12 protein-coding genes are annotated in these 12,041 nt (G+C 63.1%); 8 read left to right on the top strand and 4 right to left on the bottom strand.

The genetic code is table 11. The annotated features are described in order from the left end of the window. Nucleotides 1–123: 123 nt before the first annotated feature. On the bottom strand, nt 124–1,863 hold the full coding sequence (locus L0F51_RS18495; protein WP_234630637.1) for an ABC transporter substrate-binding protein: 1,740 nt from the start codon (nt 1,861–1,863) through the stop codon (nt 124–126). Nucleotides 1,864–2,233: 370 nt separating this feature from the next. Here L0F51_RS18495 and L0F51_RS18490 point away from each other — a divergent pair, with 370 nt between their 5' ends. Further along, complete coding sequence (locus tag L0F51_RS18490; RefSeq protein WP_234630636.1) at nt 2,234–2,848, top strand: YitT family protein; 615 nt, start codon at nt 2,234–2,236, stop codon at nt 2,846–2,848. Here the strand turns inward: L0F51_RS18490 and L0F51_RS18485 are convergent, their stop codons facing one another. Beyond that, a complete protein-coding gene (locus tag L0F51_RS18485; RefSeq protein WP_234630635.1) occupies nt 2,849–3,943 on the bottom strand; it encodes a ribonuclease T in 1,095 nt (364 codons plus the stop codon). It abuts the gene before it with no gap. 153 nt (nt 3,944–4,096) lie between these two features. Beyond that, nucleotides 4,097–4,576 (bottom strand): DUF992 domain-containing protein, encoded by a 480-nt coding sequence (locus L0F51_RS18480; protein WP_234630634.1) that lies wholly within the window; start codon nt 4,574–4,576, stop codon nt 4,097–4,099. Nucleotides 4,577–4,759: 183 nt separating this feature from the next. Here L0F51_RS18480 and bmt point away from each other — a divergent pair, with 183 nt between their 5' ends. Further along, nucleotides 4,760–5,764 carry a betaine--homocysteine S-methyltransferase gene (gene bmt / locus L0F51_RS18475; protein ID WP_234630633.1) on the top strand — a complete coding sequence of 335 codons (1,005 nt, stop codon included), beginning with the start codon at nt 4,760–4,762 and terminating at the stop codon, nt 5,762–5,764. 108 nt (nt 5,765–5,872) lie between these two features. Here bmt and L0F51_RS18470 read toward each other — a convergent pair whose 3' ends face one another. Further along, nucleotides 5,873–6,376: an invasion associated locus B family protein gene (locus L0F51_RS18470; RefSeq protein WP_370642451.1), complete on the bottom strand. Its 504-nt coding sequence runs from the start codon at nt 6,374–6,376 to the stop codon at nt 5,873–5,875. Between the two features lie 306 nt (nt 6,377–6,682). On the opposite strand from L0F51_RS18470, the gene coxB reads away from it, so the two are divergent. The 6 genes from coxB to L0F51_RS18440 all read left to right on the top strand — a co-directional run bounded on the left by coxB (nt 6,683) and on the right by L0F51_RS18440 (nt 12,003). After that, nucleotides 6,683–7,606 (top strand): cytochrome c oxidase subunit II, encoded by a 924-nt coding sequence (gene coxB, locus L0F51_RS18465; RefSeq protein ID WP_234630632.1) that lies wholly within the window; start codon nt 6,683–6,685, stop codon nt 7,604–7,606. A 36-nt stretch (nt 7,607–7,642) separates the two neighbouring features. Then, nucleotides 7,643–9,292: a cytochrome c oxidase subunit I gene (gene ctaD, locus L0F51_RS18460; RefSeq protein ID WP_092809604.1), complete on the top strand. Its 1,650-nt coding sequence runs from the start codon at nt 7,643–7,645 to the stop codon at nt 9,290–9,292. 159 nt (nt 9,293–9,451) lie between these two features. Further along, nucleotides 9,452–10,375 (top strand): heme o synthase, encoded by a 924-nt coding sequence (locus L0F51_RS18455; protein ID WP_128293390.1) that lies wholly within the window; start codon nt 9,452–9,454, stop codon nt 10,373–10,375. Beyond that, entirely contained in the window at nt 10,372–10,539 is a 168-nt protein-coding gene (locus L0F51_RS18450) for a hypothetical protein (RefSeq protein WP_234630631.1), read from the top strand. The genes L0F51_RS18455 and L0F51_RS18450 overlap by 4 nt, the downstream gene beginning before the upstream one ends. Further along, nucleotides 10,539–11,126 (top strand): cytochrome c oxidase assembly protein, encoded by a 588-nt coding sequence (locus L0F51_RS18445; RefSeq protein WP_234630630.1) that lies wholly within the window; start codon nt 10,539–10,541, stop codon nt 11,124–11,126. Before L0F51_RS18450 ends, L0F51_RS18445 begins: the two co-directional genes overlap by 1 nt. Before the next feature lie 43 nt (nt 11,127–11,169). Further along, nucleotides 11,170–12,003: a cytochrome c oxidase subunit 3 gene (locus L0F51_RS18440; protein ID WP_234630629.1), complete on the top strand. Its 834-nt coding sequence runs from the start codon at nt 11,170–11,172 to the stop codon at nt 12,001–12,003. Nucleotides 12,004–12,041: the final 38 nt, after the last annotated feature.

Raw genomic sequence — 12,041 nt, 5'->3', positions numbered from 1 at the left:
ACCGCAGGCACCGCGGCATTCGATGCCGAGATACGCCGTCAGCGCATGGCAGATCTCACCAGGCCCGAGAGAGGGAGACGCAACCCGAGGCGAGCGGGGCCCGCAGGTCGCCGCCTCAGGGCCTCAACGCTCGATCCAGACCTTGTTGAACTGATGGTACTGGCTCGGATGCGCGGGGTAGCCGTGCACTTTCTTGGAGGAGATCGTGTAGACCGGGCGGAAGATCGGCTGGACCATCACTGCGTCGTCCTGAAGGATCTTTTCCACATTCTCCATGGCGGCCTTGCGCTTCTGCGCATCCAGGATCGTTTCCGCCTCGTCGAGCGCGGCATCGAATTCCGGATTGGAATAATGCGTCTCGTTCCAGGGCACGCCGGTTCGGTAGCCGAGAGACAGAGCCATGGTGCCGAGCGGGCGGTGCGTCCATTGCGTCGCGCCGAAGGGCGTGTCCTTCCAGATCTCCCAGTATTTCGCCGTCGCCATGATGTTGATGTTCAAGGTGATGCCGGCTTCCTTCACCTGATCGCGGACGATCTCGCAGACCGTCTGCTGCCAGGGGCCGTCGGTCTTGCCGCAAGCCACGGTGACTTCGAGGCTCTCCTGCCCCGCCTCCGCGAGGAGAGCTTTCGCTGCCTCGACATCGCGCTCGAGCTTCGGCAGCGGGAAATATTCCGGATGGAGCGGCGAGACATGGTGGTTCCAGCCGACATCGCCGCTCTCGGGAAAAACCTGTGGAAGCATCGCGGCATTGTCACAGGCTTTGACGAACGCCTGGCGCACTCTTTTGTCAGTCCAGGGCTCCTGGTCGACCTGGAAGCGCAGGCAGAGCGTTTGCGCTGTGCGAGTCGAGAGAATGTTCCCGTCGAGCGCCTGGGCGAGTTCCATCTGCTCGACGCCGAATTCGAAGATCGCGTCGATGTCGCCGGAGGCAAAGCTCGTGAGCTGGGTCTCTTCCGGCACATCGTAATAGTGGATTTCGTCGAGAAAGACCGCCCCGCCCCAATACTGGAACGGCTCCTCGCCGATCTCGCGCACGCGCTTCAGGATGCAGCGCTGGCCGACGACAAGCTCTGCCAGAGTAAACGGACCGGTGCCGATCGGATTGTCCGAAAAAGGCGCCTTAAAGCTCGGGTGCACGATGGCCGTCGGATAATTGTACATATCCTCGGGGAAGGAGAGCACGGGCCGCGACAGCTTGAAACGGATGGTGTGGTCGTCGACCACCTCGACGGCATCCTCGCGCAGCCTCTTCACGCGCTTCGGAGCGGCCTCTTCACCTTCAGCCTTCTCGTCGGATTCCACCTCTTCCAGCATCGCTGCGATCGAGGCGAGACCGAGATTGGAGGAGCCGAGCGCCGGATCGCACCAGCGCTCGACGTTGAAGCGGATGTGGTCGGCGACAAGCTCCTCGCCGTTGTGCCAGCGCACTCCGCGGCGGAGGTAAAACGTCCATTCGGTCAGATCGTCGGAGGCTTCCCAGCTTTCCGCCAGCATCGGATGGGTGACGTTGTCCGGCGTCGTATAGGTCAGATATTCGAGAATATGCCGGGTCTGGTTGGACGCCTCCGTCCACGCATAGATGGCCGGATCGTCCATTTTCTGGACCTGCATGCCGACCTTGATGATGCCGCCTTCCTGCGGGTCGTCGTCCGGATTCTGAAAGGGCACGTTGCCGATCGTCTGCGCATAGACCGGCGTCGGCAGGCCCGCCACGGCGTAAGCAGCGGCCGCCGACATTCCCGTCAAGGCGGCGATGCGGATGAAGGCGCGACGGCTCAGGCGTCCGCGCGCCATCAGCTCCTGCGCTTCCAAAGCCTTGGGGTGGGGCCGCATCTCGGTCTCACGCGTCATGACAATGCTCACTCTCTCTCCGCCGTAGCGGCACATATCCTTCGGGCGACGGCGCCCGGCAAAAGCGCGCGGGCGGCAACCGGCCGGCCCAACGCGCAGAAGTCTTCCTGGACAGCAAATTTAGCATGGCTGTGACGGGAATCACCTAGCTCGCCATGACAGCCGGCAAGTTACGAGCAAGGCACGGCCGCAATGGGGCGTCTCGGCGCGAAAGGTTCTTGCCCGCTTCCCGCATCACGTCTAGCGCAAAAACGTGCATCCTTGCCCCGCAGCGGACGGGGAACTCGGACTGGAGACGGCAGGAGCGGACCGGCACGTCGCTTGCTTGACCGAGAGAACGCGACCACCCTCCTCTGTCTCGAAACACGGCTCAGAACCTCACATGACCGATCAGCCTCCCGCCCATAAGCACCGGCTCTACGAAGATGCTCTGGCACTTCTCATCGGTACGCTGCTCGTGGCGCTCGGCCTTTCGATCTATTCGACGGCGACGCTTCTGACGGGCTCCACGGCAGGCATCTCGCTCCTCATCCAGTATGCGACGGGGATTCCGTTCCCGATCGCCTTCTTCGTCGTCAACCTGCCGTTTTACGCACTTGCCGTCGGGCGCATGGGATGGCGCTTCACCATCGCCACCTTCATCGCCGTCGGCCTCGTCTCCTTGTTTGCGCGCCTGACACCGCAATGGATCGGGCTTGGCGAGATCAACTCGCTTTATGCCGCGATCATGGGCGGCATTCTCATCGGCATGGGGCTTCTGGCACTCTTTCGCCACCGCGCCGGGCTCGGCGGCGTCAACATCCTGTCGGTCTATCTGCAGGACAATTACGGGCTGCGGGCGGGCTATGTGCAGCTTGCCATCGACGCGACGATCATGGTCATCGCGCTTTTCGTCGTCGATGCCGATCGCGTGCTTCTCTCGCTCCTCGGCGCCGCCGTGCTCAACTTCATCCTCGCCATCAACCACCGGCCCGGGCGGTATGTCGGCGTGAGCTGATCATTCCACTTTGACGACCAGGCCGCTCGCACAGCTTTCTTCCCGGTTCGAGTTCGCCGCCGGCGGCGCCGCGTCGATCAGCTTTGCGAGATCCGGCCTCTCGTCGATCCGGCCCTTGAGCGAGATCCACAATTCGGTGATGTCGCCGGTCGCCTCGTCGCAGCGCACGATGACGCGCTGGCCGGCGCCCTCGCCGAACGAGCTGTCGAAGGCCTCTTCGATCTGATCGCGCGAGAGCTCTTTGCCGGCATTTCGGGCAAACAGCTCCCAGACCCGCGAATTGTTGAGCTGCGCCATCAGCGAAAGAGATTCGCGGTAATACTCGTTGGGGTTTGAATCCTGGTCGTCACCCGTCACGTCGTCCTCGTAACAGGTGCCGTGCTTGCTCCATTCATGGCGATGCAGGCCCGATTGAACCCCTGGCATGACCACGGCAAGAGCCGCCAGGAGATCCGGATCGAGCTCGATCGTCTCGGCCGGAGGCCGGTTCTGCGTGCAGGCGACGGCAGGACCCGGATCACAATAGCAGGGATAGATCGCCTTGTCGGAGAGATCGTCGGGCCACAGGCCGTGCAGAGAAAAATGCAGGGCATCGAAGCGCCCGGGCCGCAGAAGCAGGCATTCCGGCTTGTCGTGCCCTGCCTCGGTCTCGCAGAAACCCGGCTGCCAGGAGGCCGCCAGCACGTATCCGAGACTGTCGGGGGCAAAGCCGCTTTGCACCTGCTCGGCCGTCTCGTCTCCCGCGGTCGTGTCCTTTGCGGTCTCGGTCCCGTCTTGAGAAGGCTGAGGCTCACCGACAAGAGCCGTCTCGGGCGCGAAAACTCCGCAATCCATCGGCACCCAGCGCGCCTCGCTCTCCGGCGCTCGCGGCACCTCGACGCGGTAATGCGTGCCCGGCGTATCGTTGCGCGCGAGCATTTTGTAGGCGCGCATGATCTCGAGCCGGATCCCGCCCGGATTGTCGCTCGTCTTTTTCTGCGTCGCCTCGCAGGCGTTCAAGGCGATGAAATATCCCTCAAGATCGACCTGCTGGGCGAGTGCCGGCCGACCTATCCCCAGGCCCAGAAGCGCAAAAAGCACGACGATTTTCCGCATGGTCCGTCCTCGGCGCGTCTCATCTCTGCCACCGCCTCAGCATAGGGCGCGGGAGATGTCAGCCCCGTCAAGCGTCGCAGCAGACATGGCAAGGCCGCCGGGAACGACCCCGGCGGCCTCGAAAAGCAGTGCGCCGAAACGATGCGCGAAAGATTACTGAATGAGCGGACGCAGCGTGAACGACTGGAACCCGACTGCGAGGTTCAGGCCCTTCTGTGCCTGCACGCTGACCGGCTGCAGGGTGATGCTCTTCTCGGAACCGCCGACCAGAACATTGGCGCCGACGCCGCCGCCGACGGTCGCCTCGGCGCCGACACCCGCATAATCACCGGCGAGCGCGCCTTGCGCGTAGTCGTAGCCGGTCGGAGCAAAGACGAGCCATTTGATGAAGCTCTCCTCAGTGACGCCAACGTCGAGACCGAACTTCTTCACCGTGCCGGCATAGCTCTCCTTCTGGCTGCCATCCGTCGGCGTGTAGGTGCAGGTGAGATTCTTGGTCGAGCCGATGATGAAACCGCCACCGCCTTCGACGAGGCAATCGAGCGAGCCAATTTCGACGCCATCCTGCGCGAGGGCGGCCGTCGGCATGGCCAGACCCGCAGCGATCGCCAGCGTTGTCAGAATCTTCTTCATTGATGAAATCTCCTTGAGATACGGCACCGCCGGAGGGCGCCCGTCGCTGCGCCAACGCAGCCCGGCGCGCACCGTTCCAGAGCGATTTGAGACCCAACGCGGGATCAAATATGGCGGGGCGCCCCTTGCCGGCGGCGGGCGGAGGTGTTTCATGCGGTCCGCAAAGCAAGCGTGAGATCGAAGATGGCGAAACTGCAAGAGCTTCTTGCCCGCAAAGACGTCCTCATGGCGGACGGCGCGACCGGCACAAACCTCTTTCAGATGGGGCTGACGGCCGGCGATCCGCCGGAATTGTGGAACGCGGACCATCCCGACCGAATCCGCAAGCTGCATGACGGCTTCCTCGGCGCGGGCTCCGACATCATCCTCACCAATACCTTTGGTGCCAATCGCTTCCGGATGAAGCTGCACGACGCTCAGGACCGCGTCTTCGAGCTCAACAAGCTGGCGGCCGAGATCGCGCGCGAAGCCGCCGACGCGACGGGCCGCGAGATCGTCGTCGCGGGTTCGATGGGCCCGACCGGCGAGCTCTTCACCCCGCTCGGCGAGCTGACGATGGACGCGGCGATCGAAGCCTTCACCGAGCAGGCCAAGGGGCTGAAGGCCGGCGGCGCCGATATCTGCTGGATCGAGACGATGTCGTCCGTGGAAGAAATCCGCGCTGCGGCCGAGGGCGCCATCAACGCCGGCATGCCCTACACGGCGACGGCAAGCTTCGACACGGCCGGACGCACCATGATGGGGCTGAAGCCGGAAGATCTCGCAAAAGTCTTCGACGGTCTGTCACAGGCGCCGGAGGCTTTCGGAGCCAATTGCGGCGTCGGAGCCTCGGATCTTCTCGTCTCCGTTCTCGCCATGGAGGCCCAGAAGAACGGCTTCACGGTGATCGCCAAGGCGAATTGCGGCATCCCGCAGGTGAAGGGCGACCATGTGCATTATTCCGGCACGCCGGAATTGATGGCGAGCTACACCCATCTCGCCATGGACGCCGGCGCGCGCATCGTCGGCGGCTGCTGCGGCACCACGCCGGAGCATCTCGTTGCGATCCGCACGGCCATCGACAGCCACAATCGCGGCGAGCGGCCGGACCGCGCCCATATCGAAGAGCTGATCGGTCCGCTGGTTGCTCCGCCGCGTGAGGAAGGCGGGGAAGGCCGGAAACGCACGGGCCGCCGCGAACGCGCCTGACGTCGCTCCGCTCTCGGATCATACAAAAAGAGGCGTCGTTTGGAGCGACGCCTCAATCACCGTTTGAGCCCCCGCACCTGTCGGCGGCCTCCGGAAATCCCAAGATCTTCAGGGAAGCTCGGCGTAGCCGTCCTTGAAGCCGGCCAGCGCGATCGGAATGCCGATCCCCTCCTCCGGCGTCTGAAAGATGATGAACGTCGCGTTCGTGCCGCTCTGCATCTTTTTCAACAGATCATCGTCCATGATGACCTCGGCCACGCAGCCATTGGGCAGGCAGCGCACGAAACCGGCAGAGCCCAGATCATCGTCATCGATCCTGAGGCCGAGACCTCGCGGCAGGAGAACGCCGAGCGGCGCCAGAACGCGCAGGATGCGCGCCTGCTTGTCGGCGGTCTTCAGCACGATCACCGTGAGGCCGACATTCGGCCGGTCTTCGGCGGTGACGAACTGCATCACGACGCATTGCTCGTTCTGCGCGCCGGGAGGGGTGTCGCAACGCACCTCCCAGTCGCCATGCTTGGATTTGACGGTGCCCTGGGCTTCGGCCGCGGCCGGAAGCAAGACGGCGGCCCCAAGAATAAGGGCGGACAGCAGGAAAGCGGGAAAGCGCAACTGAGATCAACCTTCTCAAGGTGGCGGGCCCCGACCGCCGGTTCCGAATCGGGATTGAGCGGTACCAGACCGCCGATGGCCATTCAAGAAATGGCTGCACGCAGCATCGCCTCTTGAGCCGCAGGCCAAAATGCCGCACATGATGGCGAAAATGCCGCAGATGTGCGGAAGTTGGCCTCCCTGGCATTGACGGAGTTTAGGTCTGTTCCAAACAAACCTTGCAGCCGAGGCCGTTTCTTGCACTGGCTGGTGAACGGACCCCGCCTAGATGGTCTTTCTGTGGCGGAGAAAGATGAAGAGGTGTTCATGAGAGCTCTGGCTCGAACTTTCGGCGCGTTGTCGGGGCTTTTCGCCCTCGGTTCCCAAGCGCTGGCGCAGCCGGTCGACAGCGGACCATTCAATTGGCAGGTCAATCTGCAGGAAGCCGCGAGTGAAGTCGCACAATATGTCGACTGGTTTGCCTGGTACACGCTCGCCATCATGCTGGCGGTCTGCGTTTTCGTCTTCGGGCTGATGGCCTGGTGCGCCGTCCGCTTCAACGCCAAGCGCAATCCCGAACCCGCCCGCTTCGCCCACAACACCACGATCGAAGTTCTGTGGACGGTGCTGCCGGTTCTGATCCTCGTTCTGATCGCCGTTCCGTCTTTCCGGCTGCTCTACGGCCAGTTCGATCCCTCCAAAATCTACTCGGAATACAACCCCGAGACGGACAAGTTCCTCACCGTCAAAGTCACCGGCCACCAATGGTATTGGGGCTACGAATACGGCATCGACGACGACAGCAAGTCGAACGGCATCACCGACGAGATCAGCTTTCAGGCCTTCATGATCCCCGATGAGGATCTGCCGGAAAACGGTGTGCGCAACCTCTCCGTCGACAATCCCGTGGTGGTGCCTGTCGACACCTTCGTGCGCGTGCAGGTGACCTCGGCCGACGTCATTCACTCCTTCGCCATGCCGCCCTTCGGCATCAAGATCGATGCGGTGCCGGGGCGCCTCAACGAGACCTACTTCAAGGCCAACCGCGAAGGCCTCTTCTACGGCCAGTGCTCGGAACTCTGCGGCAAGGATCACGCCTTCATGCCGATCGCCATGCGCGTCGTCTCGAAGGATCAATTCCAGCAATGGGCGAGCCAGGCTGTGGATGACATCGAGGGGGCCAACCAGTCTCTCGCCCAGGCGATCGAACAGGAAAACCAAGACAACGACGACAAGGTGGCGCTGCGCTGAGGCGCGCCCGCGAACCTATCAGAGGATACGACCCCTATGGCGAACGCTGCTGCGGTACATGAGGCGCACGACCATCCAACCGGATGGAAACGTTACGTCTATTCCACCAATCACAAAGACATCGGCACGATGTATCTGATCTTCGCCATCATGGCGGGGATCATCGGCGGCGGCCTTTCCGTCGTCATGCGCATGGAGCTGCAGGAGCCGGGCATCCAGATCTTCCACGGTCTCGCCCAGATGGTCTACGGCTACGACGCGGGTGCCGCCCTCGACGGCGGCAAGCAGATGTACAACGTCTTCACCACCGCGCACGGCCTGATCATGATCTTCTTCATGGTCATGCCGGCGATGATCGGCGGCTACGGCAACTGGTTCGTGCCGATCATGATCGGCGCGCCGGACATGGCCTTCCCGCGGATGAACAACATCTCCTTCTGGCTCCTGCCGCCGGCCTTCATCCTCTTGCTCATCTCCATGTTCGTGCCGGGAAATCCGGGCGGCTACGGCGCCGGTCAGGGCTGGACCATCTACCCGCCCTTCTCCACCTACGGCTCGCCGGGACCGGCCATGGACTTCGCCATTCTGGCGCTCCACATCGCCGGCATTTCGTCGATCCTCGGCGCCATCAACTTCATCACCACCATCTTCAACATGCGCGCCCCGGGCATGACGCTGCACAAGATGCCGCTGTTTGCCTGGTCGGTGCTGGTGACGGCGTTCCTCCTGCTTCTGTCGCTGCCGGTGCTTGCGGGCGCCATCACCATGCTTTTGACGGACCGCAACTTCGGCACCACCTTCTTCGATCCGTCGGGCGGCGGTGATCCGATCCTCTACCAGCATCTCTTCTGGTTCTTCGGTCACCCGGAGGTCTACATCCTCATCCTGCCGGGCTTCGGCATCGTCTCGCACATCGTCTCCACCTTCTCGCGCAAGCCGATCTTCGGCTATCTCGGCATGGCCTATGCCATGGTGGCGATCGGCGCGGTCGGCTTCATCGTGTGGGCGCACCACATGTACACGGTCGGTCTCGACGTCGACACGCAGGCCTATTTCACCTTCGCCACGATGGTGATCGCGGTGCCGACGGGCGTGAAGATCTTCTCCTGGATCGCGACGATGTGGGGCGGCTCGATCTCGTTCCGCACGCCGATGCTGTGGGCGGTCGGATTCATCTTCCTCTTCACCATCGGCGGCGTGACGGGCGTGCAGCTCGCCAATGCCGGCCTCGACCGCTCGCTGCACGACACCTATTTCGTCGTCGCGCACTTCCACTACGTGCTGTCGCTCGGCGCGGTCTTCGCCATCTTCGGGGGCTGGTATTACTGGTTCCCGAAGATGTTCGGCTACATGTACAATTCGGTGATCGCGAAAACCCATTTCTGGGTGACGTTCATCGGCGTCAACATGGTGTTCATGCCGCACCATTTCCTTGGTCTTGCGGGCATGCCGCGCCGTTACATCGATTATCCGGACGCATTCGCCGGCTGGAACTACGTGTCGTCGATCGGTTCCTACCTTTCCGGCATCGCCGTCCTAATCTTCCTCTATGGGATCTTCGAAGCCTTCTCCAAGAAGCGGGTCGCAGGACCCAATCCGTGGGGACCGGGCGCGACGACCCTGGAATGGCAGCTGCCGTCCCCGCCGCCCTTCCACCAGTGGGAAGAACTGCCGCGGATCAAATGACGGCATGAGCGTCCGGCCCGCCCCCTCGCGGGGCTGAGGGCCAGACCTCCGGCAAGCGGGCGAACCGCCTCTGCCTTGCGAATGGACCGGCCCGGCAACACCGCGGGGCCGGCACCAGCAAGAAACGACGAGGAATGCGTGGCCAGAGCAGCGAACGAGATGAGCCCGGCGGTCGATCCCGCCCTTGTGATGACGGCAGAGCCCGGCGATTACTTCGCCCTGATGAAGCCTCGGGTGATGTCGCTCGTGATCTTCACCGCGCTCACCGGCATGGTGGTCGCGCCGGGGCATCTGCATCCGGTCCTCGCCGCGATCGGGGTCGTCGCCATCGCGGTCGGCGCCGGCGCCTCCGGTGTCCTCAACATGGCCTACGAGGTCGATATCGACGGGCTGATGAAGCGTACGCGCTCACGGCCGATCCCGATGGGCCGCGTCAGTACGGCGGAAGCCTATACGTTCGGCCTCACGCTCTCGATCTTCTCCGTGATGACGCTGGGGCTCGCGGTCAACTGGCTCGCGGCGGCGCTCCTCGCCTTCACCATTTTCTTCTATGGCGTCATCTACACGATGTTCCTGAAGCGGTTTACCGCACAGAACATCGTCATCGGCGGTGCGGCGGGCGCCCTCCCCCCGATGATCGGTTGGGCGGCCGTGACGGGCGACGTCACGCTTTACCCCGTCCTTCTCTTCCTCATCATCCTGCTGTGGACGCCGCCGCATTTCTGGGCGCTCGCCCTCTTCGTGCAGGAGGATTACGGACGGGCCGGCGTCCCGATGCTGCCCAACACGCATGGCGAGCGCGCCACGCGGCGGCAGATTTTCGCCTATACCCTCATTCTCGCGCCGCTCGGCGTCGCCCCCTTCGCGCTCGGCTTTGCAAGCCCCTTCTACGGCGGGGCGGCGATCGTTCTCGGCGCCCTCTTCATCTTCCACGCCTTCAAGGTGCTGCGCGAAAAGGAAGCCGAGCATGGAGCGGCGAAGAAGGCCTTCGGCTATTCGATCGTCTATCTCTTCGTTCTCTTCGCCATGCTGATGCTCGACGCGGCGCTCGCCCCGGCACTCGAGAGGCTCGTAAGCGCATGAGCAACATGTCCATGTCCGAAGACCGCATCCAGCTCACCGAAGAACAAAAGCGCAGCCGGCGCCGCCGTTCGGTCGCCATCGGCCTCATTCTGGCGGCTCTCGTGGTCGTCTTCTACGCCATCACCATCATTCGGATCGGCCCCAACCTCACGGGAGGCGGCTGATGGCTGACAAGAAGAAGAATCGCGGCAACCTCTTCGTCGGCGTCATTCTCGCCGGCGTCGCAGTGGGGATGGTCGGCGCCGCCTATGCGGCCGTACCGCTCTACTACATCTTCTGCTCCGTCACCGGCTATGGCGGCACCACGCAGCGCGCCAGCGCCGGGTCGAAGGAGATCGTCGACCGCGTCATCACCGTGCGCTTCGATTCCAATGTCGTCGGGCTGCCGTGGAGCTTCAAGCCAGAGCAGGCTTCGATCCGCGCCAAGGTCGGCGAGACCTATTTCATCAAATACCGCGCCAAGAATCTCTCAGACAGCACCACGGTCGGCACGGCGGCCTTCAACGTCGCTCCCGATCAGACCGGCGCCTATTTCAACAAGATCGCCTGCTTCTGCTTCACCGAGCAGCGGCTGGAACCGGGCGAAGAGGCGGAAATGCCGGTGCAGTTCTTCCTGGACCCGGCGCTCGTGAAAGACACGGACATGGATCCGATCACGACCGTCACCCTGTCCTACACCTTCTACCCTGAGAAAAATCCGACGGAGCCGGTGGCGCAGGCGCCTGCCGACAACCCGTCGGCACAGCTGTAACCAATCGGGCGCCCGAAGCGGCGATCCTGCAAGAGAGGAAACGATGGCAGAGGCCCACGCCAAGAACCACGACTACCATCTGGTGGACCCCAGCCCGTGGCCGTTCGTCGGCTCCGTGTCGGCTTTCGCACTCGCACTCGGCGCCATCGCCGCGATGAAAGGAGCGGGCGTCTACTGGATCGCTCCAGGGCTGCTCGGCGTCCTGATCACGATGATCGGCTGGTGGGGCGACGTCATCAAGGAAAGCCATCAGGGCCATCACACCGGCGTCGTGTCCCTGCATCTGCGCTACGGCATGATCCTGTTCATCGCCTCGGAGGTGATGTTCTTCGTCGCCTGGTTCTGGGCCTTCTTCGATGCGAGCCTTTATGCCGGAGAAGCCGTTCAGCCGATGCGCGCGGAACTGACCGGCGGTACCTGGCCGCCGGAAGGCATCGAAGTCTTCGATCCTTGGCATCTGCCGCTTCTCAATACGCTGATCCTTTTGACCTCGGGCACGACCGTCACCTGGGCGCATCACTCGCTGCTTGTGAACGATCGGCGCGGGCTCAAATGGGGCCTCGCGGCCACCCTCGTCCTCGGCGTCCTCTTCACCTGCGTGCAGGCCTACGAATATTCCGAGGCCGCCTTCTCCTTCGGCGGCAACATCTACGGCGCGACCTTCTTCATGGCGACCGGCTTCCACGGCTTCCATGTCATCGTCGGCACCATCTTCCTCGCCGTCTGCCTGTGGCGGGCGATGCGCGGCGACTTTACCCCGGAGAAGCATTTCGGCTTCGAGGCGGCCGCGTGGTACTGGCATTTCGTCGACGTCGTCTGGCTCTTCCTCTTCGCCTGCATTTATGTGTGGGGAACGGCCGGCGCGGTCACGCACTGAATTCACACGCAAGGAGGGATGGTCCGCCGGACCATCCT

The organism is Afifella sp. H1R, assembly GCF_021462425.1.
In the GTDB taxonomy this organism is placed as follows: domain Bacteria; phylum Pseudomonadota; class Alphaproteobacteria; order Rhizobiales; family Afifellaceae; genus Afifella; species Afifella aestuarii.
This window is presented reverse-complemented; position numbering and strand designations above follow the sequence as displayed.

What these genes read in the sequence shown, in the direction of transcription:
- L0F51_RS18490 (WP_234630636.1), top strand. Translation starts at nt 2,234, where the DNA reads ATGACCGATCAGCCTCCCGCCCATAAGCACCGGCTCTACGAAGATGCT.
- L0F51_RS18485 (WP_234630635.1), bottom strand. Translation starts at nt 3,943, where the DNA reads ATGCGGAAAATCGTCGTGCTTTTTGCGCTTCTGGGCCTGGGGATAGGT.
- L0F51_RS18480 (WP_234630634.1), bottom strand. Translation starts at nt 4,576, where the DNA reads ATGAAGAAGATTCTGACAACGCTGGCGATCGCTGCGGGTCTGGCCATG.
- bmt (WP_234630633.1), top strand. Translation starts at nt 4,760, where the DNA reads ATGGCGAAACTGCAAGAGCTTCTTGCCCGCAAAGACGTCCTCATGGCG.
- coxB (WP_234630632.1), top strand. Translation starts at nt 6,683, where the DNA reads ATGAGAGCTCTGGCTCGAACTTTCGGCGCGTTGTCGGGGCTTTTCGCC.
- ctaD (WP_092809604.1), top strand. Translation starts at nt 7,643, where the DNA reads ATGGCGAACGCTGCTGCGGTACATGAGGCGCACGACCATCCAACCGGA.
- L0F51_RS18455 (WP_128293390.1), top strand. Translation starts at nt 9,452, where the DNA reads ATGAGCCCGGCGGTCGATCCCGCCCTTGTGATGACGGCAGAGCCCGGC.
- L0F51_RS18450 (WP_234630631.1), top strand. Translation starts at nt 10,372, where the DNA reads ATGAGCAACATGTCCATGTCCGAAGACCGCATCCAGCTCACCGAAGAA.
- L0F51_RS18445 (WP_234630630.1), top strand. Translation starts at nt 10,539, where the DNA reads ATGGCTGACAAGAAGAAGAATCGCGGCAACCTCTTCGTCGGCGTCATT.
- L0F51_RS18440 (WP_234630629.1), top strand. Translation starts at nt 11,170, where the DNA reads ATGGCAGAGGCCCACGCCAAGAACCACGACTACCATCTGGTGGACCCC.